The following is a 25329-nucleotide window of genomic DNA, read 5'->3' on the forward strand; positions in this document are numbered from 1 at the left end:
ACGACTCAATAGACTGGAGACTGTCTCAAAACAGGACTCCACGCCATGCTCAAGAATCGCCTGAAAGACCCCAGCCTGCTGGTGGAACTCGCTTACATCGACGGCCAGTGGGTCGGTGCCGACAGCGCCGCTACCTTGGACGTCATCAACCCGGCCACCGGCGAGGTACTCGCTCGGGTACCGGCGATACACGCCAGCGAAACCCGGCGCGCCGTCGAGGCCGCCGACCGTGCCTGGCCGGCCTGGCGGGCGCGCCCGGCGGTGGAGCGAGCGGCGTTGCTCGACCGGTGGTATCAGGCGATGCTCGATAACCTCGACGACCTGGCGCTGATCCTGACCTGTGAGCAGGGCAAGCCGCTGACCGAGGCCATGGGCGAGATCCGCTACGGCGCCAGCTTCGTCAAATGGTTCGCCGAAGAAGCGCGACGGGTCTACGGCGAAACCATGCAAGCCCCGAGCGGTGATCGTCGGTTATTGACGCTCAAGCAACCGGTCGGTGTCTGTGCCGCGATCACCCCATGGAATTTCCCCAACGCGATGATCACCCGCAAGTGCGCGCCGGCCCTGGCCGCCGGTTGCACAATCGTGGTCAAGCCTTCGGATCTGACACCACTGTCGGCCTTGGCGCTGGCGGTATTGGCTGAACGGGTCGGCATTCCGGCCGGGGTCTTCAATGTCGTGACCGGCCTGCCCGCCGGCATCGGCGAAGAGCTGACCGGCAACCCGACGGTGCGCAAGATCTCGTTCACCGGCTCCACTGCGGTCGGTCGGCTGCTGATGCGCCAAAGTGCCGAACACATCAAGCGCCTGAGCCTGGAACTGGGGGGGAACGCTCCGTTCATCGTGTTCGACGACGCTGACCTGGAGCAGGCCGTGGCCGGCGTCATGCTGAGCAAATTCCGCAACGCGGGGCAGACGTGCGTCTGTGCCAACCGGATCCTCGTGCAGGACGGCATCTACGATCGCTTCGCCCGGCGCCTGGTGGAGGAGGTCGGCAAGCTGAAGGTCGGCGATGGCCTGGATGCCGAGGTGAACGTGGGCCCGCTGATCAACGCGGCGGCGGTCAGCAAGGTTGCCCGGCATATCGATGAGGCGTTGAGCCAGGGCGCGCGCCTGCTCTGCGGCGGCATCCCCGATGGCGAAAGCCAGTTCGTCCAGCCAACGGTGCTCGGCGAGGCGCACGCGGGGATGTTGCTTGCCAATGAAGAAACCTTCGGTCCGGTCGCGCCATTGATGCGTTTCAGCACGGAAGAAGAGGCGCTGGCCCTGGCCAACGCAACGCCTTATGGCCTGGGTGCCTATTTCTTTACCCAGGACTTGCGCCGCTCATGGCGGTTCGGCGAGGCACTGGAGTTCGGCATGATCGGCCTCAATACCGGGCTAATCTCCATGGACGTTGCCCCCTTTGGCGGTATCAAGCAGTCAGGCGTGGGCCGCGAGGGCAGCAAGTACGGCCTGGACGAATACCTTGAAGTCAAAGCCTTCCACATCGGTGGGCTGTGATCCCTTCACCGTTTGGACAGAGGAGATTGGGTTGATGAACAAGTCATTCAGGATCGCCGCGATTGCCGGCGATGGCATTGGCAAGGAAGTCTTGCCGGAGGGCCTGCGGGTGCTGGAGCAGGCGGCGAAAAAATGGCAATTGGATTTGAGCATCGAAGTGCTCGACTGGGCCCACTGCGACTACTACCTGGAACATGGGCAGATGATGCCCTCCGACTGGTTCGAGCAGCTCAAGGACTTCGACGCGATCTACTTCGGTGCCGTGGGTTGGCCGGACAAGGTCCCGGACCACATTTCGCTGTGGGGCTCGCTGCTGAAGTTTCGTCGGGACTTCGACCAATACGTCAACATCCGCCCCGTACGGTTGTTTCCCGGCGTGCCGTGCCCGTTGGCCGGACGCGAACCCGGGGACATCGATTTCGTGGTGATTCGTGAGAACACCGAGGGCGAATACTCCTCGGTCGGCGGCAAGATGTTCGAGGGCACCGCCCATGAATTCGTGCTGCAGGAGTCGGTGTTCACGCGACGCGGCGTGGACCGGATCCTCAAGTTCGCCTTCGATCTTGCCCAGGCCCGACCACGCAAACGCCTGACGGCGGCGACCAAGTCCAACGGCATTTCCATCAGCATGCCGTACTGGGACGAACGCACGGCGCTCATGGCGCAGCAGTACCCGGACGTCACCTGGGACAAGCAGCACATCGATATTCTCTGTGCGCGGTTTGTGCTCCAACCGGATCGTTTCGACGTGGTCGTGGCGTCGAACCTGTTTGGCGACATCCTGTCCGACCTCGGGCCGGCCTGCGCGGGCACCATCGGTATCGCGCCTTCGGCCAACCTTGACCCGGAGCGCCGCTATCCCTCGCTGTTCGAACCGGTGCATGGTTCGGCGCCGGATATCTATGGACGTAACATTGCCAACCCGATCGCGATGATCTGGTCCGGGGCCTTGATGCTGGATTTCCTGGGCAATGGTGATGAGCGCTATCGTGCGGCGCATGACGGGATTCTCAGGGCCATTGAACGGGTGATTGCCGAGGGGCCGATTACGCCTGATCTCGGCGGCCGGGGTTCGACCCAGGAGGTTGGGGAGGCTATTGCTTTGGCGCTTTGAGCGGGGCGCATTGCCCCTGTAAGTTTGCGGCGTATGCGCATCTTGTGACCGCCGCAAATCTAAGTGGGAGCGAGCCTGCTCGCGAAAGCGGTGTCACGGTCGATGGACATGCTGGAAGTGCCGGCCTCTTCGCGAGCAAGCTCGCTCCCACAGGATTTTGCGGCGTATGCGCATCTTGTGACCGCCACAAATCCAATGTGGGAGCGAGCTTGCTCGCGAAGGCGGTAGCACGGTTTTATCCCGCTGTTTCTATTTTCAGGAATGCTCCGCCGAGTTCACCGTGCTGACCCGTGTTCCGCCCGCGTTGCGGATCACGCCGAGGATGGCCAGCGTCGCAATTATCAGTCCCGGTGAGGTCGCCAGCAATACGGTGCTGGTACCGGCCCCGGCCGCGAGGATCTGGCCGGCGGCCAGCGGCCCGGCCACCGAGCCCAGGCGTCCGATGGCCACTGCGGCTCCGACACCTGTGGCACGGACGGCCGTGGGGTAGGAGGGTGGCGCCAACGCGTAGAGGACCAGCTGTGCGGCCATGACGAACAACCCGGCGGCGAACCCGGCAATGCCCATCGGCACGATGCCGACTGACACCCCGACCCCGGCCAGGGCGCTCAACAGCCCGGCGTAAACGAAGAGCACGACCTTGATGGCGTTGCAACGGTCCAGCAGCAGGCCGCCGAGCAGCGAGCCGAGGGTTCCGCCGATGTTGAACAACATCTGCACCAGGCCGGCCTGTGGTTTGCTGAAGCCTTGTTCCAAGAGCAACGAGGGCAGCCAGTTGAGCAACATGTACATCACCGTCAGGGTGAAGAAATAGCTCAACCAGAGACCCAGCGTGGTCATGCCTCGACCTTCGCCAAACAACGCTTGGCCGACGGAGCTGCGGGCTTCGCCACTGACGTGCCGGACCTGCTTGAACGCGCTCGACTCCGGCAGCCACAACAGCATCAGCGGCACCACCAGCAAGGGCGCCAGGCCACCGATGAAAAAGGTCATCTGCCAATGCTCGCCAAACATCATCGCGACCACCGCCGCCAGTGCGCCGCCCAGGGGAACACCGGCGTACATCACGCTGATGGCCGTGCCGCGCCGCTGCTCGCCTACCGCCTCGGCGCATAACGCGATGAGGTTGGGCAGGGCGGCGCCCAGCCCAAGTCCGGTCATGAAGCGCACCACGAGCAGGCTGGAAAATTGTTCGACATAAGCAGTGCTGAGGGAAAACACGCCGAACAGCAGGACGGCGGCGATCAGGATTTTCTTGCGACCGATTCGGTCGGCGATCCAGCCGCCGAAGAATGCACCCGGCAGCAACCCGATGATGCCCGCGCTGAACACCCATCCCATCATTTTCGGGTCGAGGCTGAACGTCTGCCGCAAGCCGGCGGCAGCGGTGCCGGCTGACTGGAGGTCGAACCCCTCGATCAACGCGACGATGAAACACAAGGCGATGGTCAACGTCGCCCGGCGCGGCGAATGGTTCATGGCGAATCCTCTTATTGTTTTTGTCAGGACTGTGGCGCAAAGCAACCAGCAGGTGCGATTAAGATAACAAAGCTAACTAAAAAATGAATCGTCCTGTGCTGACTGGAAAACAGACGCAGATCACCCGGCAAATCAAAGGCTTGCTTGGAAAGAGCATGTCCTTTGTAAAACTGGTTAAAGATATTAACGTTCGATTATCGGACATTCTCAATTGACGAGGCGCCTCGATCATTTCCATTCTTTGTCCGCGGGGCTGCCATCCGGCGCCCGCCTCGATAGAAAAACAACAACAAAAAATGGACATCGAACATGCCGAACGTTATCCGGTACGCCCACGTGCCCGCCGTTTCACCGATCATTCACCTGCTCGCCCTGGCCGGTCTGAGCCTGTGTTCCGCCGCGTCGTGGGCCGAAGGCTTCGTCGACGACAGCCATGGCACGTTGACCTTGCGCAATTACTACCTGGACCGCGACTACAAGGACGACGGCGCCAAGACGGCGGCCCGGGAATGGGCCCAGGGCATCTTCATGAACATGGAGTCGGGGTTCACCCCGGGCGCGGTCGGATTTGGTCTCGATGCGCGGGGATTGCTCGGCATCAAGCTCGACTCATCGCCGGATCGCAGCGGCACTGAGCTGCTGCCGGTGTCCGCCAGCGATAAGCGCGCGGCAGACGAGTATTCGCGCCTGGGCCTGACTGGAAAACTGCGCTTCGCCCAGACGACCGTAAAGACCGGCGACGTGTCGATCTTTTTGCCGTTCGCTTTCGCCAGCCCCTCACGGTTGCTGCCGCAGACGTTTCGCGGGACGACGCTCAGCTCCAAGGACTTCGATGGCCTGACACTGAACACCGGCTATATCGACCGCATCGCACGGCGCGACTCCACCGATTACCAGCCCATGACCATCGCGTCGCCCAATCGTCGTTTCAACGGCGCGGCGACCACGTCCCATATGGCGTATGTGGGGGGCGATTACCAGGTCAACAAGGACCTCAGCCTGCGCGTCTACCACGCCGAGGTGGCTGACCTGTACCAACAGGACACCTTCGCATTGCTGCACAACCTGCCGCTGGGCGACGGCGTGCTGACCACCGACCTGCGCAGCTTTTTCAGCGACGACGATGGCGCCGCCAAGGCTGGCAAGGTGGACAATCGCAACGTATCGGCGCTGGTGGGGTATCGCCTGGGCGGCCATCGCGTGAGCCTGGGCTACATGCATGCCAGCGGCGACACCGCGACGCCGTACGTGTCTGGCACCGAGCTGATGGGCTTGAGCGAAATGACCATGAGCTCGGACTTCCTCAATGCCAAGGAACGCACCTGGCAAGCGATCCACGACTACGACTTCGCCGCCGTCGGCGTGCCAGGCCTGCGGACCCGGTTGCGCTACGTGCGTGGCGATCACATCGAGCTCGCGGCCCTCAACGCCGAGGATCGCAAGGAGCGAGAGTTCCAGATGGAGCTTGGCTACGTGATCCAGAGCGGTCCGCTGAAAAACGTCGGCCTGCTGGCGCGCAAATCGATCTATCGCAACGATTTCCCCGGCACGGCGGCGTTTCGCGATGAAAACCAGACGCGGTTTCTGGTGACGTACAGCGTGCCGATTTGGTGATGAAAGGACATCGGGATGTGTGAAGGGCTGTTGTGGCGAGGGAGCTTGCTCCCGCTGGCTGCGTAGCAGCCCCAGGCTATTGACTGCGGAGCTTCGGGTAAAACGAGTCGGACTGTCCTGGGGTCGCTGCGCAACCCAGCGGGAGCAAGCTCCCTCGCCACGGGGGAGCGGTGTCTTCTATTGATAAACCTTCTTCAACAACCGCAGCAGCTCCTCGCGCTCTGCTGCGGAAAGCGCGGCAGTGGAATCGAGATCACTCTCCGTGGCGATCTGCTTGAGTTCCTTGAGCAGTGTCTCGCCGGTCTTGCTCAGGAAAATTCCGTAGGAGCGCTTGTCCGGCTTGCAACGCACCCGCACGGCCAAGGCCCGGCTTTCCAGTTTGTTCAACAACGGCACCACCTGCGGCGGCTCGATGGCGAGCGCCTTGGCCAGGTCGGCCTGCATCAGGCCCGGGTTCTGGTCGATGATCGCCAGGGCTGAAAATTGCGCGGGCCGCAGATCGTGGACGGCGAGACGGCCGATCAGGTTCTGGAACAGCTTCAACTGGGCGCGACGCAAGGCGTAGCCGATCAGCTCGTCCAGGGCGGAATCCATCGACGCCTGCGTGTCGCTGGCGTCGAGCGGAGCCTCGGCGGCGGGGTCGGCGAGCTTGGAAGACTTGGCCATCGAAAAGTGCATCCTCAAATTCAGTGGTTAACAACGCTATCCAGTTTGCCGAGGTTGTCGGGCGATGGCTACGGTCGTTCACATATTTGTCGTTCAGTGCGCCAATCCAGCTACAGAAAAAACAAAGGTAAATCGGTTAATAGTTAATTGACATAACTAATATTCAGGGTTAGTTTTTGATCATCTTCAGCCAAGAACAAGAGAGCACGCGCCATGAGCAACTACGAAGGTCGCTGGACAACGGTCAAGGTCGAGATCGACGACGGCATCGCCTGGGTCATCCTCAATCGCCCGGAAAAACGCAACGCCATGAGCCCGACCCTCAACCGCGAGATGGTCGATGTGCTGGAAACCCTGGAACAGGATCCCGCCGCTGGCGTGCTGGTGCTCACTGGCGCCGGTGAAGCCTGGACCGCTGGCATGGATCTCAAGGAATACTTCCGCGAAGTCGACGCCGGGCCGGAAATCCTCCAGGAAAAAATTCGCCGCGAAGCCTCGCAATGGCAGTGGAAACTGCTGCGCATGTACACCAAGCCGACCATCGCCATGGTCAACGGCTGGTGTTTCGGTGGCGGATTCAGCCCGCTGGTGGCGTGCGACCTGGCAATCTGCGCCGACGAAGCCACCTTCGGCCTCTCGGAAATCAACTGGGGCATCCCACCCGGCAACCTGGTCAGCAAAGCCATGGCCGACACTGTGGGCCATCGCCAATCGCTGTACTACATCATGACCGGCAAGACCTTCGGCGGGCAAAAAGCCGCCGAGATGGGCCTGGTCAACGAAAGCGTGCCCCTGGCGCAACTGCGTGAAGTCACCGTCGAGCTGGCGCGCAACCTGCTGGAGAAAAACCCGGTGGTCCTGCGTGCGGCCAAGCATGGCTTCAAGCGTTGCCGCGAACTGACGTGGGAGCAGAACGAGGATTACCTCTACGCCAAGCTGGATCAGTCGCGCCTGCTCGACACCGAAGGCGGACGCGAGCAGGGGATGAAGCAATTCCTCGACGACAAGAGCATCAAGCCGGGCCTGCAAACCTATAAGCGTTGAGACAACAAGGCGCCTCGGAGCTGTTCGCCCACGGCTCCCGGCGCTACTGTGAATGCATTCCGATAAAGACAATAAAGAGGAATCACCATGCTGGACGTGCCCCTGTTGATCGGCGGCCAATCGTGCCCGGCCCGTGACGGTCGGACCTTCGAGCGCCGCAATCCGGTGACCGGTGATGTGGTGTCTCGCGTCGCTGCCGCCACATTGGAAGACGCCGACGCCGCCGTGGCTGCCGCACAAGCTGCTTTCCCTGCCTGGGCCGCGTTGGCGCCCAACGAACGTCGCACGCGCTTGCTGCGCGCGGCCGAGCAATTGCAGGCCCGCAGCGGCGAGTTCATCGCCGCCGCCGGCGAGACCGGTGCCATGGCCAACTGGTATGGCTTCAATGTGCACCTGGCCGCGAACATGCTGCGCGAAGCCGCCTCCATGACCACTCAAATCAATGGCGAAGTCATTCCCTCGGATGTGCCCGGCAGTTTCGCCATGGCCTTGCGTCAGCCGTGCGGCGTGGTGCTGGGAATCGCGCCATGGAACGCCCCGGTGATCCTCGCCACCCGCGCCATCGCCATGCCGCTGGCGTGCGGCAACACGGTGGTGCTCAAGGCCTCGGAAATCAGCCCGGCGGTGCACCGTTTGATCGGTCAGGTATTGCAGGACGCCGGCCTCGGTGATGGCGTCGTCAATGTCATCTGCAACGCGCCGGCGGATGCACCCGCCATCGTCGAACGCCTGATTGCCAACCCGGCGGTGCGACGGGTCAATTTCACCGGCTCGACCCACGTCGGTCGCATCGTCGGCGAATTGTCGGCCCGTCACCTCAAGCCGGCATTGCTGGAGCTGGGCGGCAAGGCGCCGCTGCTGGTGCTGGACGATGCCGATCTGGATGCGGCGGTGCAAGCCGCGGCTTTCGGGGCGTATTTCAACCAGGGCCAGATCTGCATGTCCACCGAGCGCTTGATCGTCGATGCGAGCATTGCCGACGCTTTTATCGAACGCCTCACGACGAAGATCGCCACCTTGCGCGCAGGGGATCCAGGTGCCAGTGATTCGGTGCTGGGTTCGCTGGTGGACGCCAGTGCCGGCCAGCGCATCAAGGGCCTGATCGACGATGCCCTGGCCAAAGGCGCGAAGTTGGTCGCGGGCGGCCAGTTGGACGGCAGCATCTTGCAGCCGACCTTGCTCGACGGTGTCACGCCGGACATGCGCCTGTATCGCGAAGAATCCTTCGGACCGGTGGCGGTGCTGCTGCGCGGCGAGGGTGACGAAGAGCTGCTGCGCCTGGCCAATGATTCGGAGTTCGGTTTGTCGGCGGCGATCTTCAGTCGCGACACCACCCGCGCGCTGGCCCTGGCCCAACGAATCGAGTCCGGCATCTGCCACATCAACGGCCCGACCGTACACGACGAAGCGCAAATGCCCTTCGGCGGCGTCAAGTCCAGCGGTTACGGCAGCTTCGGCGGCAAGGCGTCCATCGAGCATTTCACCCAGTTGCGCTGGGTGACGATGCAGAACGGCCCGCGGCATTACCCGATCTGAAAATCCGTCGCATTGCCGGCGGTGTGCCGCGAAAGCCATCGCCCGATGCAGGCCAGACATAACAATGACAAGGCCGCAGCCAGGTGCTGCCACGTTCCGCTCGCTTCGCGCGACCCGAGCGTGCCTTGATGGAGGAGATGCACCGTGAGTTCCGAGTTCAGATCATCCTCCCGGCCCGAGCCTGTGCGCTATCGCCAGGTGTCGATTGGTCACCCCGCCGTAGAAGTGAAGGAAGAGCAGGGCGTCCTGCACATGCGTTCCCTTGAACCCTTGGCGCCGTTGCCGCAGCGTTTGCTCGATCGCCTGGTGCACTGGGCCGAGGTACGGCCGAACCAGACCTTTATCGCTGCGCGGGAAAACAAGGGCGACTGGCGTCACGTCAGTTATGCCGAGATGCTCGGCAGCGTGCGGGCCATCGCCCAAGGCTTGTTGGCCTATGGTTTATCGGCGGAAAAACCCTTGGCGCTGCTGTCGGGCAACGATATCGAGCATTTGCAGATGGCCTTGGGCGCGATGTACGCAGGGATTCCCTATTGCCCGGTGTCGCCGGCTTATTCGCTGCTGTCCCAGGATTTCGCCAAGCTGCGGCATGTCTGCGAGCTGTTGCAGCCGGGGCTGGTGTTCGTCAGCGACGCCGCGCCGTTCGAGCGCGCAATCAACGCCGTGTTACCGGCGGATGTTCCCCTGGTCACGGTGCGTGGAGATGTACCCGGCCGGACCAGGACAAGCTTCGCCAGCCTGCTCGCGCAACCGGGTGGTGTCGAGGCTGAGCGGGCCTTTGCCGCCACGGGGCCGGACAGCATCGCCAAATTCCTCTTTACCTCCGGTTCCACCAAGCTGCCCAAAGCGGTGATCACCACCCAGCGCATGCTCTGCGCCAATCAACAGATGTTGCTGCAAACCTTCCCGGTGTTCGGCGAAGAACCGCCGGTGCTGGTGGACTGGTTGCCGTGGAACCATACCTTTGGCGGCAGCCACAACGTCGGCATCGTGCTGTACAACGGCGGCACGTTTTACCTGGACGATGGCAAGCCCACCGTCCAAGGGTTCGCTGAAACCTTGCGCAACCTCAAGGAGATTTCCCCGACGGCCTACCTGACCGTGCCCAAGGGCTGGGAAGAGCTGGTGAGCGCCTTGGAACAGGACGCCGAGTTGCGCGAACGCTTTTTCAAGCGTATCAGCCTGTTCTTCTTCGCCGCGGCGGGCCTTTCCCAAAGCACCTGGGATCGACTCGACAAAGTCGCCGAGCAACATTGCGGCGAACGGATCCGCATGATGGCCGGCCTGGGCATGACTGAAGCATCGCCGTCCTGCACCTTCACCACCGGGCCGCTGTCCATGGCTGGCTACATCGGTCTGCCGGCGCCCGGTTGCGAAGTGCGGCTGGTGCCGGTGGATGGCAAGTTCGAAGGACGCTTTCGCGGGCCGCACATCATGCCCGGCTACTGGCGTTCGCCGCAGCAGACTGCCGAAGTGTTCGACGACGCCGGCTTCTATTGCTCGGGCGATGCCATCAAGCTCGCCGATTCCGCCAATCCCCAACTGGGGCTGATGTTCGACGGGCGCATCGCCGAGGATTTCAAGCTCTCTTCCGGCGTATTCGTCAGCGTCGGGCCGTTGCGCAATCGCGCGGTGCTTGAGGGAACGCCTTACGTCCAGGACCTGGTGGTGACGGCGCCGGATCGTCCGCACCTCGGTGCGCTGGTGTTCCCGCGCCTGCACGACTGCCGCAGGCTCTCGGGCCTGGCCGCGGACGCCAGCGACGCCGAGGTCCTGGCGAGCCCGCCGGTGCGCCAATGGTTTGCCGATTGGTTGCAGCGGCTGAACCGTGATGCCAATGGCAACGCCAGTCGTGTGGAATGGATCGCACTGCTCGACGAGCCGGCCTCCATCGACCGTGGTGAAATCACCGACAAAGGCTCGATCAACCAGCGCGCCGTGTTGCAATGGCGCGCGGCCAAGGTCGAGGCGCTGTATCGGGGAGAAGACCCCACCGTCTTGCGCGCCGGCACCACCGGCTGAAAGCGCTTTTTGTGGGAGCGGGCTTGCTCGCGAATGCGGTGGTTCAGTCGTTTCCATGTTCACTGACACACCGTTTTCGCGAGCAAGCCCGCTCCCACAGGTGCCTCTGCTGATTCATATAGCGCCGTGACACCCCGTTCCAGGCCTTTTACTATGGCGGCTCTCTCTTCTCTGGATATCACCTGAATGAGTAAGCCCGGCCAAACGGTGCTGGTTGCATTGCGTCGAATGATCGCTTCAGGCGAACTGGCGGCGGGCGAGCGCTTGATGGAAATCCCCACGGCGCAATTGTTCGGCGTCTCGCGCATGCCGGTGCGCATGGCGTTTCGTACCTTGGAGCAGGAAGGGCTGTTGGTGCGTTTTGGCGGGCGTGGTTTCCAGGTGCGCTCTGTCAGCGCCGAGGAGATTGCCGGAGCGGTGGAGGTGCGTGGGGTGCTTGAAGGGTTAGCCGCCCGCCAGACGGCCGAACGCGGTTTATCCGACGAGGCTCGGCGCGCGCTCGAACTGTGCCTTGTGCAAGGCGACGAACTGTTCGCCAAAGGCCATGTGACCGAAGAGGACCTGGAGGTCTATCACGACCTCAATATGCGCTTTCACCAAGTGATCGTCGAAGGCAGCCACAACCCGGCCATCGCCGACGCCCTGGCGCGCAACGACCACCTGCCATTCGCCTCCGTCACCGCCCTGGCGGTCGATCGCCAGAACATGGCCGGCGAGTACCGTCGTTTCAACTACGCCCACATGCAGCATCACTCGGTGTTCGACGCGCTGGTCAATCGCCAGGGCGCCCGTGCCGAGGCGATCATGCGCGAGCATGCCAACGCCACCCTGCGTTATGCCGAGGTGTTTGGCTCGACGCTGGCGGATGAGCGGATGAAGGTGATCCTGCGGCCTGACTAGAGGCGCAAATATCTGTGGGAGCGAGCTTGCTCGCGATGGCCGGAGGTTCAGCAATAAAGACGTTGCTGACACACCGCTATCGCGAGCAAGCTCGCTCCCACAGGGTTTTGTAGAGGGCTGCGGACTCAGAGATCCAACACCAACAACGGCGTCCTGGACCTTGAACAGCACGGCGTGAACTGGTCGTTGCAGGCTTGCTCGGCTTCAGTGAGGAACATGTCCCGATGCTCCGGCACGCCTTCCAGCACTCGGGTCAGGCAGGTGCCGCAGACGCCTTGCTCGCACGAGATCGGGATTTCGACGCCATGACTTTCCAACACCTGGACCACGCTCCTGTCCGGCGGTATCTCGAAAACCTGGCCGCTGCGTGCAAGTTTCACCGAAAATCGGCCATCGGCGCGGGTGTCGGTCGGGGCGGCGGCGAAGTATTCCCGATGCAGGTTGGGTTCCCGCCAGCCTTGGGTCTTGGCGGTGTCGAGAATGTGCTGCATGAAGCCGCCGGGGCCACACACGTAGAGGTGCAGGTCGTCACTGGGCGACGCCAGGACCCGAGCGGCATCCAGCGCCGTGGCGGGGTCTTCATCGAAGTGCAGGAAAACCCGGTCGGCATAAGGCGATTGCTGCAAGCGTTCGACGAAAGCGGCGCGATCCCTGGACCGGGCGCAATAATGCAGGGCAAATGCGGCACCGCTCTGGGCCAGGTGCTCGGCCATGCACAGGATCGGCGTGATGCCGATCCCGCCGGCGAACAACAGGCTGCGCCGCGCCTCGGCGGCGAGGGTGAACAGGTTGCGCGGTTCGCTGATGAGCAGGCGCATGCCCGGCCGGATCTGCTCATGCAGGCTGCGCGAGCCGCCCCGTGACGCGGGATCCTTGAGCACGCCGATGAGGTAGCGATGTCGCTCCTCGGGGTGATTGCACAATGAATATTGACGGATCAGCCCATCGGGCAAATGCACATCGATATGGGCGCCGGCGGTAAAGGCCGGGAGTGCCTGGCCGTCGACAGGTGTCAGCTCGTAGCTGCAGATGTCCAGGGCTTCGTCGTGCCGCGCCGCGACTTGGACTTCGATCATGGCCGTTGCTCCGCGTGTTGCGGCTGGCGCGTGCTGGCGATCAGGGCCGCTTCTTGCTCCCGCTCCCGGGCGATCCAGCGTTCCAGCACCCGGCGCGATTGCACGCCACCGGCGTCAATGTTGAGCTTGAGCAGGTTGCGTTGCGGATGGTCCAGCAAGTTGCGCTGCTGGCGTTCGAGCATTTCCAGGTCTTCGCTGAAGATCTTGCCCTGGCCTTCGCGAATGCTGGCGGTCAGCGCTTCGTCCTGGGGCTGGAAATGCCGGGCCATGCCCCAGAAGTACCAGATGGACGTCTCGGTTTCCGGGGTGATGAAATCCACCACGATGCTCGACGCCTTGAACTGCGGCGCCGCGTGATAACCGCCTTTGCCGGCATGGGCCACACCGACTTCGATCAGCACATGGCTGGGCGGGGTGAAGCGGCAGATTTGCCAGCGGTCCACCGGCACATCATCGGCGAGGTTGTTGCCGCGCAGCGCCATGCGCCAGAACGGCGGGGCCATGATGTTTTCCATGTGCCGGGCAGTGACCACTTCGTCGCCTTCGACGGTGGTCACTGGCGGCGCCTCATCGATTTCCTTTTGCCCGATGCTTGACGCGTGCACGTAGGTTTCGTGGGTCAGGTCCATCAGGTTGTCGATCATCAGGCGATAGTCGCAGTGAATGTGGAACAGGCCGCCGCCGTACGCCCATTCGTCACTTTCCGCCCATTCCAGATGCGGGATCAGCGCCGGGTCGGCCAGTGCCTGCTCACCCGGCCAGACCCAGATAAACCCATGGCGCTCCTGCACCGCAAAGGTCTTGTTGCAGGGAAAACCGCGTACCCGCTGGCCGGGCATCTCGACAGTCCTGCCGTCACCCCCCATCACCAGGCCATGATAGCCACACACCAAATTGCCGTTTTCGACATAGCCCAGCGAGAGCGGGGCGCCACGGTGCGGGCAGAAGTCCTCGACCGCCGCGACCTTGCCTTCGTGCCCTCGGTAGAAAACCATTTTCTCGCCACAGATCTGCCGCCCCAGCGGCTTCTCGGCAATTTCATCAGGCATGCAGGCGACGTACCAGGTGTTCTTGGGGTACATGAGCGGATCTCCAGGCTGGTTTTGTTTTTATCTGTGGATCCATTAACTCTCTTAACTAATTTACTTGTCAACGGTTTTGGCGGATCGTCTGATGATTGGCTGCGATCAATGGATCCATTGGTTCACCTAAAAGCGATAGGCCGCCGGCACCTGCACATCGATGAATCGCTGCATATGCGCCAAGAAGCTCGCCTGCAATTTCGACAGCGGTCCCTGGATCGGCAACAGCATGCTGAAGTCCATTTCAATCGCCGGTTCGAAGGCGCGGAAGACGATGCCATTGCCCCGGTATTCAACCGCGCTGATCGCGTCCACCAAAGCAACGCCGAGGCCTTGTTCGACGAAGGTGCACATGGGCTGGGAGAGCTGCGTTTCCAGCCGCAGCTCACGTTCCACGCCATGGGCGGCAAAGATTGCGTCGATGTGCTGGCGAGAGCCAATGGATTGCGGGTAGGAAATGAATGGCTCGCCTTGCAGGTCTTCCGGGACGATCGTCGCGCGCTCCGCCAGGCGATGGCCGGCGGGCAGGGCGCAGAGCATCCGCGTCGCCAGCAGTCTTTCGGCGCGGGGGCTCGGGTAGGTGTTGGGCAGGACGATCAAGCCCAGGTCACAGCGTTGGCCCACCACCAGGTCCACCACTTCTCGCGATGACTGCACCATCAGGGTGATCTGCACCTGGTCATGCTCGGCCATGAACGCGGCGATGGCCCGGGGCAGGAACGACAAGCCCATGGCCGGTGCGCAAGCGATGTGCAACGAACCACGCTTCAAATTGCGGATGTCCTGGGCGGTGCGCGCGATCCGCTCGACGCCCAGCAGCGAACGCTGCACTTCCTGATACAGCGTCATGGCTTCGGCGGTGGGTTGCAGGCGCCCCTTGATGCGGTCGAACAGGCTGAAACCGATGTCTTCCTCCAGGCTGGCGATCAGCCGGGTCGCGGCGGGCTGGGAGATGTGCAGCATTTCGGCGGCGCGGGTCACCGTCTGCCCCAGGATCACTGCACGAAAGGCTTCCAGCTGGCGAAGGTTCATAGGCTTACCTATCCATAACAAAAAGACATGAGCTATCCAAAATAAAGCATTTTTCATGAGCTTGGCAGCGTCCTAGGATTTCCCTCGACGATTCACAAGGCCGAAAAATCAGCGTTTCTAATGAAACGGAGCGGCTAAATACGGTGCAGGGCAGCCATGCAAAAAACTGATGTGATCATCGTAGGCGGTGGCCTGGTGGGTATGTCCATCGCTTATGGCCTGGCCTTGCTCGGACGCCAGGTAAGCGTGCTCGACGAGGGCGACGACGCCATCCGCGCCGCCCGGGGCAACTTCGGCCTGCTTTGGGTTCAGGGCAAGGGCTACGGCATGAGCCCTTATGCGCAATGGACCCGCGAATCGGTGGCGTTGTGGCCACGCTTCGCGGCAGCGTTGCAAGCCGATACCGGGATCGATATCCATCTGCGCCAGCAGGGCGGTTTCCAGCTGTGCCTGAGCGATGCGGAAATGGCCGAGGAAGCCGCGCGCCTGGGCTGGCTGCGCGAGGCCCTTGACGGTGACTACCCCTACGAGCTGCTGGACTCGGCGCAACTGCGCGGCCGCCTGCCGGGCATCGGGCCCGATGTGGTGGGCGGTTGCTTCTCGCCCATGGACGGTCATGTGAACCCGCTGAAACTGTTGCGTTCGCTCTACGCGGCGTGCAAGTCGCGTGGTGTCAGATTGATCAACGGCTACCACGTCGACGCCATCGAACCGAATGACACGGGTTTTCAATTAAGGACAGGCGATCAGCGTTGGTCGGCCTGCCAGGTGGTCCTGGCCGCCGGCCTTGGCAATCGCGCGTTGGGTGAGCAGGTTGGATTGGATGTGCCTGTGCAGCCTAATCGCGGACAGATCCTGGTGACCGAACGCCTCAAGCCCTTCCTGCATTACCCCACCACCTATGTTCGCCAGACCGACGAAGGCACGGTGCAGTTGGGCGATTCCCATGAATCGGCCGGTTTCGACGATGGCACCGGTAGCCAGGTCATGGCCGCTATCGCCAGGCGCGCCGTGCAGTGTTTTCCGCTGCTGGGTGACGTGCATTTGGTGCGGGCCTGGGGCGCATTGCGGGTGATGAGCGCCGACGGGTTTCCGATCTACGAAATGTCCCAGGGCTGCCCGGGGCTGTCGGTGGTCAGTTGCCACAGCGGCGTGACGTTGGCCGCCGTTCATGCCCTGCGCCTGGCCCCTTGGATGGCCGGTGAATTCGATGACCCCGCCGTGAAGCCGTTCGGCCTGCACCGCTTCAATTCATCCATGGAGATGCACCATGTCGGCTGACAGCCTTTTCCGGTCTTTGGCCGTCGCGCAGCAGAACGTATCGATCGAATTCGAAGGCCAGCCGTTGAGCGTGCCGGACAAGGTGTCCCTGGCGGCGGCCTTGCTCGCCAGCGGTATCCGTCACACCCGCGAAAGCGCTATCAGCGGCAGGCCCGCCGCACCGTATTGCATGATGGGCGTGTGCTTCGAATGCCTGGTGCAGGTGGACGGCCAGGCCAACGTCCAATCCTGCCTGGTGCCCGTGCGTGCGGGCATGCGCGTGCGTCGGCAATGCGGCGCCGCAGCCTTGGTGCCGGCTGGGGAGGTGAGCGATGAGTAATGTCGCGATCGACCTGATCATCATCGGTGCCGGACCGGCCGGCATGAGCGCGGCGCTCGAGGCGCGGGCCCATGGATTGTCGGTGGCGGTGCTGGATGAGCAGGCCAGCCCCGGCGGGCAGATCTATCGCCAGGTACTTCAAGCCGATGCCGGCAGCCGTGCGGTGCTGGGCGCCGATTACAGCGCCGGAGCGAAGTTGGCGGCCGAGTTCAGCCAATGCGGAGCCCGCTACGTGCCCAACGCGGCGATCTGGCAAGTCACGCCGCAGCGTGAGGTTCACTACTTGGTCGAAGGCCGTGCGCGAATCCTGCAAGGGCGCCATCTGCTGATCGCCACGGGCGCCTTCGAACGTCCCATGCCGATCCCCGGCTGGACCTTGCCCGGCGTCATGACCGCTGGCGCGGGGCAAATTTTGCTCAAGAGCGCGGCCATGGTCCCGGCGGGACCTGTGGTCCTGGCGGGCTGCGGTCCGTTGTTGTATTTGCTGGCGGTGCAGTACTTGCGGGCGGGAATTGCTGTCGAGGCGCTCGTCGATACCAGCCAGGGACGTGATCTGCTCAAGGCCTGGCGCACCATTCCAGGTGCGATGCGAGGTTGGCGCGACTTGCTCAAGGGCGCGGGGCTGCTGGTTGAACTGAAGCGTGCCGGCATCCGCCATTTTCGCGGTGCCGGTAACCTGCGCATCGAGGGTAATGATCGCGCCAACGCCTTGAGCTTCGTCAGTGGCGGGCAGCATCACCAAGTGTCCGCCGAACTGATTTTATTGCACCAGGGCGTGGTCCCTCATACGCAGATCAGCCGGTCACTGCGCCTGGAGCATGACTGGAGCGAGTCGCAGCTGTGCTGGGCCCCGCGCCGTAATGGCGTCGGCGAAACCAGCGCCGCGGGCATTTATATCGCCGGTGACGGCGGCGCCATCGGTGGTGCGCAGGTTGCGCAGCTCGAAGGGCGTCTCGTCGCCTCTGCCATTGCCGGGCAGCGCAACCGAACGCTCCTGATTCAAAAAGCCTTGGGTCGCGCCCGCGCCGCGCGCCCTTTGATCGACGCACTTTATCGTCCCCTGGCACGGAGCTGCGTGCCGGCCGATGACGTGATGGTGTGTCGCTGTGAAGAAGTCAGCGCCGGCGATATCCGCCGTTATGTCGACCTCGGCTGTTTGGGACCCAACCAGACCAAGGCCTTCGGCCGTTGCGGCATGGGTCCGTGCCAGGGCCGCCAGTGCGGCTTGAGTGTCACCCAGATCATCGCCGCCCATCGCCACGTGCCGCCCGCCGAGGTGGGCTACTACCGCATTCGTCCGCCCCTCAAACCGATCACGCTGGCTCAACTGGCCGGCGAAAGCCACTCACTGGAGGAACTGTCATGACCATCCAACGTATCGAAAGCAACCCGCGCCTGAGCCGCAGCGTCGTGCACAACGGCGTGGCCTGGCTCAGCGGCATCGTCGCCGCTGACTGCAGCCAGGACATTCAGGGCCAGACCCGCCAAGTGCTGCAACGGGTCGATGAATTGCTCGCCGCGTCGGGCACGGACAAACGTCGCCTGCTCAGCGTGCAGATCTGGATGAAGGACATGGGCGGCGATTTCGCCGCGATGAACGCGCTGTGGAGCGAATGGGTCGACGCTGCGAACACCCCCGCGCGGGCCACCGCGCAAGTGGCCTTCGATGACCCGCAGATCCTGCTGGAACTCATCGTCACCGCAGCGGTGTAGCACGCCGGACCGCTGTTCTGCCGTTACCGGGCAAGACGACCACCAGAGCCGTCGCCCGCGCTTGTTCACGTTGCTGCTGCCATAACGGACGACTTTTCGCCGAGCGTCCGAACTCAATAACACCGCATCCGGAGCTAATGAATGAACATCAAACGCATTGCACTCAAGCTGGGCCTCGTCTCGTTGCTGGCGTTCGGCGCCAACCTGAACGCCGCGGAAAACTCGTTGCGCATCGGCATCGAAGCGGCCTATCCACCGTTCGCCTCGAAAACCCCGGACAACGCCATCGTCGGTTTTGACTACGACATCGGCCAGGCCCTGTGCGCCGAAATGAAGGTACGCTGCGACTGGATAGAACAGGAGTTCGACGGCTTGATCCCGGCACTCAAGGTGAAGAAGGTCGACGCGGTGATTTCTTCCATGTCGATCACGCCGGAGCGCATGAAATCGGTCGACTTCACCAACCGTTACTACCGCATCCCGGCCCGCCTGGTGTTTCGCAAGGGCAGCGGCATCAGCGAGATTCCCTCGCAGCTCAAGGGCAAGCGGATCGGCGTGCAGCGGGCGACCAACTTCGATCGCTACGTCACCGAAAAATTTGCCCCGGCGGGCGCCGAAGTAATCCGCTATGGTTCGCAGAACGAAATCTTCCTCGACCTGCTGGGCGGCCGCCTGGACGCGACGATGGCCAGCTCGGTGGTGATCGACGAAAGCTTGCTCAAGCGCCCGGAAGGCAAGGATTTTGAATTTGTTGGCCCGAATTTCGTCGAAGAACAATACTTCGGCACGGGCATTGGCATTGCGGTGCGCAAGAACGATCCGCTGGCGAGCCGTTTCAACCAGGCCCTGGCAACCATCCGCGCCAATGGCACCTATGACCGGATTCGCCAGAAATATTTCGATTTCGATATCTACGGCGAATAATCATCGCAATGACCTGGATCCCGCGGGCGTTAGTCGGCGGGACTCATCGCACAGCACGGAGTGATTCATGAAAACCAAAGCGGTACTCACCGAGCAGGATGTTGCTCAGTTGCTGGTGGCGGCGAAGGAGCTGGCTCACCAGCGCCAATGGGCCGTATCGGTCTGCGTGGTAGACGATGGCGGGCATCCCTTGGGGCTGCTGCGCCTGGACGGTGCCTCGCCCTTATCGGCCTACATCGCCACCGAAAAAGCCCGCACCGCCGCCATGGGCCGGCGTGACAGCAAGGCCTTCGAAGACATGATCAACGGCGGCCGCCTGGCTTTCCTGAGCGCCCCGCACTTGCAAGGCATGCTCGAAGGTGGCGTGACCATCCGCCACGATGGCGAGTGCATTGGTGCCATCGGGGTTTCCGGGGTGAAGGCCGAAGAGGATGCGGAACTGGCACGGTTGGCCGTGGAGACCGTGTTGCCGGTAATTACGCCGGATGCTTGAAGGCTAGGAGGGGCTGCACCTCAATCCATTGTGGGAGCGAACACAATGCCGGAGTGAAACTGCACAAATCTTCCAGACCAGCCCATCCAAGTCGTTTAATCTCAGCCAGCCGATACATAAACGAGACAGCCCATGACCGCGCGCAACTGGATCGATCTCAAGCAGGACGCCACGTCCGGCATCGAGACCGTGCGCGCGCATTTCGAGGGGCATGCCTACGATCCGCATTGGCACGATGCCTACCTGGTGGGCGTGACGGAGCAGGGCGTGCAACAGTTCCATTGCCGAAGGCAGCAACACAACAGCACACCGGGCAAAGTGTTCCTGCTCGAACCCGGCGAACTGCATGACGGAAACGCACCCCACGAACACGGTTTCACCTACCGCACGTTGTACCTCGAACCGCACTGGCTCGAGCGCGAGCTGCGCTCCTTGTTCGATGAAGCGCCGGACAATGCCCAGCTGGGCTTTGCCGCCACCCTGAATGATGACGCGCGTCTGGCGAGCGCCACCGCCACGGCCTTCCAGAGCCTGCACGAGCAAGACATCCTGATCGTCCGCCAGACCGCCCTCGACACGCTGCTGGCGAACCTTACCCAACACTTGCACTGGCGCGCACGGATCAATCCCGACCCGCGCCTGCCGTTGGTTGCGCAGCAGGCCCGCGACTATCTGCATAGCCACCTGAGCGAAGACATCGGCCTCGACGACCTGGCGCGGGCCACCGGTGTCGATCGTTTTCGCCTGAGCCGCGCATTCAAGGCCGCTTTCGGCCTGGCGCCCCATGCTTACCTTATCCAACTGCGCCTGGCGCGGGCGCGGCGGTTGCTGGCCCGTGGTGAAAGCGCCGTGGCGGTGGCGGCCATGCTCGGCTTCGCCGACCAGAGTCACTTGGGCCGCTGGTTCCAGCGCGCCTATCGCATGAGCCCGGCGGACTACCGCAAGCGCTGCTCAATTGTTCCAGACTGACCACGCCGGCATCGGGATGATCAGCCCTACGATCATCCACCGAGAAATTGCTCCATGGACCAGTTGCTGCCGTTTGCCTTGTTTGCCTTTGTCGCCTCCATCACCCCGGGCCCGACCAATATCCTGGTGTTGAGCCACAGTTCTCGCTTTGGCCTGACGACCACCTGGCCGATCATCCTCGGTGCCTGTGCTGCCGCCGCGTTGCTGGTATTGGTGGTCGGCACCGGCTTGGGGGACGTGCTGGCCCGGCACGCGACGATCCAGACAGTGTTGTCCTGGGCCGGCATCGCCTGGCTGAGCTGGATGGCCTGGCAGATTTTCAGCGCGCCCGCCGAGGCCATTGACCCCGACAAACCGGTGGAAGGCCCCCGGCTGGGCCTGGCGGGTGCCGCCGGGTTGCAACTGGTGAACCCGAAGACCTGGATGATGGCGTTGGCGGTGGTCAGCGTATTCGCCGGCGCCGAGGCGGACCGTACCGTACGCGTGCTCTGGCTGTCCCTGGCGTTCTTCGCGATATCCATTCCTTGCATGACGGCCTGGGCCTACCTGGGGCGCGGCGCCGCGAGGTTCTGCCGTTCCGCCGTGGCGATGGGGCGGTTCAACCGCGTCATGGCGGTGTTGCTGCTGGTGTCGGCGTGGTTGACGCTGGTGATCTGATTGCCGGACGCAGGATGAACGGCAGGCGCCGGTCCAGCTGACGAAAATGTAATTTTTCTTTTGAAACCCCCGGTTCACGGGCCGAGTCGCACGCTTATACCTGCCTTGAACAGGCGGTATGCATTTTTTGAATCGACCTTCAAAAGAGGAGAGTGCCATGAACAGCCGTTATCAAACCTGCATCGACGAATGCCTCGCCTGCGCCATGACCTGCGAGGCGTGCGCCAGCGCTTGCCTGCAAGAAGAAAACGTTCAGATGATGGCCCGTTGCATCGAGCTGGACCGTGACTGCGCCGACCTGTGCCGCCTCGCCGCAACGCTGATGCAGCGTGACAGTCGGGTGGCGACGGATCTTTGTATCGTCTGCGCGAGCATCTGTCGGGCTTGTGGTGAAGAATGCGCGAAACATGAGGCGGGCCACTGTCAGGATTGCGCCAAGGCCTGCCAGTCCTGCGCCGAAGCGTGTGAGCGGATGGCCGCCTGAGACTCGACTGGACCGGCAGCAACGACAGGCATCACTTGATGCCCGCCGTTGCCGCCCGCTGCCGTCAAGGGGCAGGGTGGGCTGCGGAGTCGACCTTCGCCTGCTGTCCCGTCGTGGTGCTTCGCAGCAGCAGGCCCGCCAGTACGGCTGCGGTCAGCGCGAACGCTGCGCCGATCAAAAACGCCATCTGGTACCCGTCGTTGAGCGCAACCAGCGGCGCGAGATCGGACGCGGCCGTCTTGGTCCGGTACGCGGCAATGCTTGCCAGCACCGCCAGGCCCACGGAGCCGCCCATCATGAACGATGTATTGACGACGCCTGATGCCAGGCCGGAATCCTTGGGTTCCACGTCGCTCATCGCCGCGAGCAACATCGGATTGAACGCCATCCCCGCGCCCAACCCCAGCAGCAACATGCCCGGCAGAACGTCGCCGACGAACTGGCCGTCCAGCGGTGCCCGTGCGAACAGTGCCAGGCCGATGGCGGCGAGCAGCAGGCCTGCCGCCAACGGCGTTCGTGTGCCGTAGCGCATCACCAGCCGCGCGGACAGACCCAGGGAAAAAATCGCCATGATCACGTTGGCTGGCAGGAACGCCAATCCCACTTGCATCGGCGTATAGCCCAGCACCAATTGCAGGTAGAGCGCCGACAGGAAAAACCAGGCGAACATCGACGCGGCCCAGAGCACGGCGAGCAGATTGGCGGTGCGCAGGTTATGCAGGCGAAACAGGCTCATCGGGATCAAGGGATGCGCAATCCGGCGTTCGAGCAGGATGAAGCCCAGCATCAACAAGGCCGAGGCTGCCAACAGGCCCAACGTGTGGAGGGAGGTCCAGCCCCGCTCATTGCCGTTGACCACGGCGTACACGGCGATCATCAACGACAGGGTGGCGGTCACCGCGCCGGCAACATCCAGTTGTCCGCTGCCTTCGGTACGCACGGCGGGCAACAACTTGAGAGACAGGGCCAGGACGATCAGGCCGACAGGCAGGTTGACCAGGAAGATCCAATGCCAACTCAGCAGATCGGTCAGCAAACCACCCAACAGCACACCAATACTGCCGCCCGCAGCACAGACGAAACTGTACACGCCCATCGCCCGCGCGCGTTCACCGGGCTCCGTGAACAAGTCCATGATCAACGACAAGGCCACCGCCGTGACCACCGCACCGCCGAGGCCTTGAACCGCACGGGCAGTGATCAACCATGACTGTGATGGCGCCAGTCCGCAGGCCAGCGACGCGAGGGTGAACGCCGCCAATCCCAGGGTAAACAGCCGGCGGTGGCCATAGAGGTCACCGAGGCGACCGCCGAGCAGCAGGAAGCCGCCAAAGGTCAGTAAGTAGGCATTGACGACCCAGGCCAGGTTGGTGTCGTTGAATTGCAGGTTGTCCTTGATCGAGGGCAGGGCGACGTTCACCACCGTACCGTCGAGCACGATCATCAGCACGCCCAGGCACAAGACGATCAGTGCGCGCCAGCGCTGGCGCGGGTCAGAGGGATGTGATTGCGACATGGTTCTTCAATCCTTGAACAGTCCGGGTTCGAGGTTGCCGCAGGTGCAACCGGACCGGTTCACGCTGCAGACAACGTGAAACAGTCTAGTCGCGGGCAAGATCCATCAAATAGTGGAAATGTGTAATCCCGACACGCAGTTTTCAGTCGATGGCCGGGTCCTTACGCTTGAACACCATGGCCTTCAAGCCACAGGCGGGGTCTGTATCTGGAAATTCCGGAGGATTTGGCAGTCGCTCTTCGAATATCAGGCCGGGCGCTTCACGCATGACGCCGTCGATGAGGAAGTCAGGACCGGTCGCCGGGTCGTTGCTACAGGCCAGGACCGTACCTGCAGCGGTCAGCAGCTCCGGCAGGCGGCGCAGCACCCGCTGATAATCCTTGGTCATCAGGAAGCTGCCTTTCTGGAACGTGGGCGGGTCGATGATGACCAGGTCATAGGGCCCACTGTTGATCACCTTGCCCCAGGATTTGAACAGGTCGTGCCCCAGAAAGCTCACTTGGCCCAGGTCATGGCCGTTCAGGCGATGATTGTCGCGACCACGGCTCAGGGCTGCGCGGGACATGTCCAGGTTGACCACATGGCGGGCGCCGCCGGCGATGGCCGCCACCGAGAAACCGCAGGTATAGGCGAACAGGTTGAGCACGCGCTTGCCTTGGGCGTGGGCGCGCACCCAGTCGCGGCCATAGCGCATATCGAGAAAGAGGCCGTTGTTCTGCTTCTTGCCCAGGTCGATCCGATAACGCAGGCCGCCTTCGGCCAGGGTCCATTCATCGATCGGTTCGCCCACCAACCATTGGGTCAGGCTGTCGGGCAGGTACCGATGTTGCACCGCGAGGGTGTGGGCACCGCTGTGTTGCCAGGCGGGCGAGGCGGCGAGGGTGCGCAGCATGGCGAACAGGTCATCGAGTTGCGTTGGATCGGGTTCCTTGAACAGCGAGACCAACACCACGCCTTGCAGCCAGTCGACGGTAATCTGTTCCAGCCCCGGCCAGCAGCGCCCGCGGCCATGGAACAGGCGACGGGTTTCGTCGGGTGCCGATTCCAGCGCCGTCAGCAAATGGCTCTGCAATGTTTGAAGGGCTTGAGGGTTCATCAGATAAAAACGCCAGCGACTCGAAAGGCCGGCATTTTAACCACGAACCCATGCACTGCAATCCCTGTGGCGAGGGAGCTTGCTCACTCGCCACAAAGGGCTGCTAGCCCCCGCTAGTCGCGAGGATGCTCGCCACCTGCTGCGGCTGGCAATTGAGATAGGGCGAGCGCTTGAGCCACGCCGGGTCCGGGTACCAGGAAAACATGAATTGCCCGCCCTTGAGCTTGTCTATCACTTGCCGCGCCACTTGCGGACGCACGGCGGGACAGCCCTGGCTGCGGCCGATACGCCCCTGGCGCACGCTCCAGAGCGGGTTCACGTAATCAGCGGCGTGGATGACGATCGCCCGGTCGCGCGCCTGGTCATTGAATCCGGGTTCCAGGCCATCCATGCGCAGCGAGTAGCCGTGGGTGCCCTGGTAGCTTTCCTGGGTGCGGAACAGCCCCAGGCTCGATTGATAGCTGCCCAGTCGGTTGGAAAACTGGGTGGCGAAGTTTTCCCCGGATTTCTGCCCGTGGGCCACGAGATCACGCAGGACCAGCTTTTTCTGGCGCAGGTCGAAGATCCACAAGCGCCGGGCCGTCGAAGGTTGCGAATAGTCGATCACCGCCAGATGGCGAGCCTGTCGAGCACCGTTGGCAACTGCGCACTGCATCGCACTCAGGGCACTTTTCAGCGCTTGGGGATTGAGTTCCGGCGCGGCGTGGGCGAGGCTGTTGTAAAGCGGCTGGGCGTTGAGTTTTTCGGCCAGCGCCGGGCTGCACAGGATGCCAAGGCCGGTCACGACCAGGCAGAATCGGCGCAAGAAG

Annotated in this window: 24 protein-coding genes; 16 read left to right on the forward strand and 8 right to left on the reverse strand. The window is 62.8% G+C overall.

The window, feature by feature from the left end; all coding sequences use genetic code 11:
* Window positions 1-45 precede the first annotated feature (45 nt).
* Both Q7C33_RS09195 and Q7C33_RS09200 read left to right on the forward strand, forming a co-directional pair.
* On the forward strand, window positions 46-1503 hold the full coding sequence (locus Q7C33_RS09195; RefSeq protein WP_407683254.1) for an NAD-dependent succinate-semialdehyde dehydrogenase: 1458 nt from the start codon (window positions 46-48) through the stop codon (window positions 1501-1503).
* A gap of 34 nt (window positions 1504-1537) precedes the next feature.
* Window positions 1538-2617, forward strand: coding sequence for a tartrate dehydrogenase (locus Q7C33_RS09200; RefSeq protein WP_030140641.1), 1080 nt, complete (start codon window positions 1538-1540; stop codon window positions 2615-2617).
* A 255-nt stretch (window positions 2618-2872) separates the two neighbouring features.
* Here Q7C33_RS09200 and mhpT read toward each other — a convergent pair whose 3' ends face one another.
* Window positions 2873-4096, reverse strand: a complete 1224-nt coding sequence (gene mhpT, locus Q7C33_RS09205) for a 3-(3-hydroxy-phenyl)propionate transporter MhpT (protein WP_407683255.1) — start codon at window positions 4094-4096, stop codon at window positions 2873-2875.
* A gap of 309 nt (window positions 4097-4405) precedes the next feature.
* Here mhpT and Q7C33_RS09210 point away from each other — a divergent pair, with 309 nt between their 5' ends.
* On the forward strand, window positions 4406-5710 hold the full coding sequence (locus Q7C33_RS09210; protein ID WP_198796388.1) for an OprD family porin: 1305 nt from the start codon (window positions 4406-4408) through the stop codon (window positions 5708-5710).
* 177 nt (window positions 5711-5887) lie between these two features.
* Here the strand turns inward: Q7C33_RS09210 and Q7C33_RS09215 are convergent, their stop codons facing one another.
* Window positions 5888-6376, reverse strand: coding sequence for a MarR family winged helix-turn-helix transcriptional regulator (locus Q7C33_RS09215; protein WP_198796389.1), 489 nt, complete (start codon window positions 6374-6376; stop codon window positions 5888-5890).
* 213 nt (window positions 6377-6589) lie between these two features.
* Between Q7C33_RS09215 and Q7C33_RS09220 the strand changes: the two genes are divergently transcribed.
* The 4 genes from Q7C33_RS09220 to Q7C33_RS09235 all read left to right on the forward strand — a co-directional run bounded on the left by Q7C33_RS09220 (window position 6590) and on the right by Q7C33_RS09235 (window position 11878).
* Window positions 6590-7420, forward strand: a complete 831-nt coding sequence (locus Q7C33_RS09220; protein WP_030140645.1) for a p-hydroxycinnamoyl CoA hydratase/lyase — start codon at window positions 6590-6592, stop codon at window positions 7418-7420.
* An 87-nt stretch (window positions 7421-7507) separates the two neighbouring features.
* Window positions 7508-8956 (forward strand): aldehyde dehydrogenase, encoded by a 1449-nt coding sequence (locus tag Q7C33_RS09225; RefSeq protein WP_407683256.1) that lies wholly within the window; start codon window positions 7508-7510, stop codon window positions 8954-8956.
* Between the two features lie 144 nt (window positions 8957-9100).
* Window positions 9101-10978 (forward strand): feruloyl-CoA synthase, encoded by a 1878-nt coding sequence (locus Q7C33_RS09230; RefSeq protein WP_407683257.1) that lies wholly within the window; start codon window positions 9101-9103, stop codon window positions 10976-10978.
* A 186-nt stretch (window positions 10979-11164) separates the two neighbouring features.
* Complete coding sequence (locus Q7C33_RS09235; RefSeq protein WP_030140649.1) at window positions 11165-11878, forward strand: GntR family transcriptional regulator; 714 nt, start codon at window positions 11165-11167, stop codon at window positions 11876-11878.
* A gap of 125 nt (window positions 11879-12003) precedes the next feature.
* On the opposite strand, the gene Q7C33_RS09240 is transcribed toward Q7C33_RS09235, so the two are convergent.
* The 3 genes from Q7C33_RS09240 to Q7C33_RS09250 all read right to left on the reverse strand — a co-directional run bounded on the left by Q7C33_RS09240 (window position 12004) and on the right by Q7C33_RS09250 (window position 15068).
* Window positions 12004-12954 carry a PDR/VanB family oxidoreductase gene (locus Q7C33_RS09240; protein WP_334597720.1) on the reverse strand — a complete coding sequence of 317 codons (951 nt, stop codon included), beginning with the start codon at window positions 12952-12954 and terminating at the stop codon, window positions 12004-12006.
* On the reverse strand, window positions 12951-14036 hold the full coding sequence (locus Q7C33_RS09245; RefSeq protein ID WP_258647269.1) for an aromatic ring-hydroxylating oxygenase subunit alpha: 1086 nt from the start codon (window positions 14034-14036) through the stop codon (window positions 12951-12953). Before Q7C33_RS09245 ends, Q7C33_RS09240 begins: the two co-directional genes overlap by 4 nt.
* A 126-nt stretch (window positions 14037-14162) precedes the next feature.
* Window positions 14163-15068, reverse strand: a complete 906-nt coding sequence (locus Q7C33_RS09250) for a LysR substrate-binding domain-containing protein (RefSeq protein WP_198796394.1) — start codon at window positions 15066-15068, stop codon at window positions 14163-14165.
* Between the two features lie 156 nt (window positions 15069-15224).
* Between Q7C33_RS09250 and Q7C33_RS09255 the strand changes: the two genes are divergently transcribed.
* The 9 genes from Q7C33_RS09255 to Q7C33_RS09295 all read left to right on the forward strand — a co-directional run bounded on the left by Q7C33_RS09255 (window position 15225) and on the right by Q7C33_RS09295 (window position 21908).
* Complete coding sequence (locus Q7C33_RS09255) at window positions 15225-16349, forward strand: NAD(P)/FAD-dependent oxidoreductase (protein ID WP_407683258.1); 1125 nt, start codon at window positions 15225-15227, stop codon at window positions 16347-16349.
* A complete protein-coding gene (locus Q7C33_RS09260) occupies window positions 16339-16668 on the forward strand; it encodes a (2Fe-2S)-binding protein (protein ID WP_198796396.1) in 330 nt (109 codons plus the stop codon). Before Q7C33_RS09255 ends, Q7C33_RS09260 begins: the two co-directional genes overlap by 11 nt.
* Window positions 16661-18034, forward strand: coding sequence for an FAD/NAD(P)-dependent oxidoreductase (locus Q7C33_RS09265; protein WP_407683259.1), 1374 nt, complete (start codon window positions 16661-16663; stop codon window positions 18032-18034). Before Q7C33_RS09260 ends, Q7C33_RS09265 begins: the two co-directional genes overlap by 8 nt.
* The gene (locus Q7C33_RS09270; RefSeq protein ID WP_407683260.1) at window positions 18031-18381 is read left to right on the forward strand and encodes a RidA family protein; all 351 of its coding nucleotides are present in this window, start codon (window positions 18031-18033) and stop codon (window positions 18379-18381) included. The genes Q7C33_RS09265 and Q7C33_RS09270 overlap by 4 nt, the downstream gene beginning before the upstream one ends.
* A 147-nt stretch (window positions 18382-18528) precedes the next feature.
* Window positions 18529-19305 (forward strand): ABC transporter substrate-binding protein, encoded by a 777-nt coding sequence (locus Q7C33_RS09275; protein WP_407683300.1) that lies wholly within the window; start codon window positions 18529-18531, stop codon window positions 19303-19305.
* A gap of 67 nt (window positions 19306-19372) precedes the next feature.
* Complete coding sequence (locus tag Q7C33_RS09280; RefSeq protein ID WP_198796400.1) at window positions 19373-19798, forward strand: GlcG/HbpS family heme-binding protein; 426 nt, start codon at window positions 19373-19375, stop codon at window positions 19796-19798.
* Between the two features lie 132 nt (window positions 19799-19930).
* On the forward strand, window positions 19931-20767 hold the full coding sequence (locus tag Q7C33_RS09285) for an AraC family transcriptional regulator (protein ID WP_030140659.1): 837 nt from the start codon (window positions 19931-19933) through the stop codon (window positions 20765-20767).
* Window positions 20768-20821: 54 nt separating this feature from the next.
* On the forward strand, window positions 20822-21424 hold the full coding sequence (locus Q7C33_RS09290; RefSeq protein ID WP_198796401.1) for a LysE family translocator: 603 nt from the start codon (window positions 20822-20824) through the stop codon (window positions 21422-21424).
* A gap of 157 nt (window positions 21425-21581) precedes the next feature.
* Window positions 21582-21908 (forward strand): four-helix bundle copper-binding protein, encoded by a 327-nt coding sequence (locus Q7C33_RS09295; RefSeq protein ID WP_030140661.1) that lies wholly within the window; start codon window positions 21582-21584, stop codon window positions 21906-21908.
* A gap of 64 nt (window positions 21909-21972) precedes the next feature.
* Here the strand turns inward: Q7C33_RS09295 and Q7C33_RS09300 are convergent, their stop codons facing one another.
* The 3 genes from Q7C33_RS09300 to Q7C33_RS09310 all read right to left on the reverse strand — a co-directional run bounded on the left by Q7C33_RS09300 (window position 21973) and on the right by Q7C33_RS09310 (window position 25304).
* Complete coding sequence (locus Q7C33_RS09300) at window positions 21973-23424, reverse strand: DHA2 family efflux MFS transporter permease subunit (RefSeq protein WP_407683261.1); 1452 nt, start codon at window positions 23422-23424, stop codon at window positions 21973-21975.
* Between the two features lie 142 nt (window positions 23425-23566).
* The gene (locus Q7C33_RS09305; protein WP_407683262.1) at window positions 23567-24520 is read right to left on the reverse strand and encodes a class I SAM-dependent methyltransferase; all 954 of its coding nucleotides are present in this window, start codon (window positions 24518-24520) and stop codon (window positions 23567-23569) included.
* Between the two features lie 103 nt (window positions 24521-24623).
* Complete coding sequence (locus Q7C33_RS09310) at window positions 24624-25304, reverse strand: murein L,D-transpeptidase catalytic domain family protein (protein ID WP_030140664.1); 681 nt, start codon at window positions 25302-25304, stop codon at window positions 24624-24626.
* Window positions 25305-25329 lie beyond the last annotated feature (25 nt).

Origin of the sequence: Pseudomonas sp. BP11-1-1 (assembly GCF_052112105.1) — a bacterium.
Lineage (GTDB): Bacteria > Pseudomonadota > Gammaproteobacteria > Pseudomonadales > Pseudomonadaceae > Aquipseudomonas > Aquipseudomonas alvandae.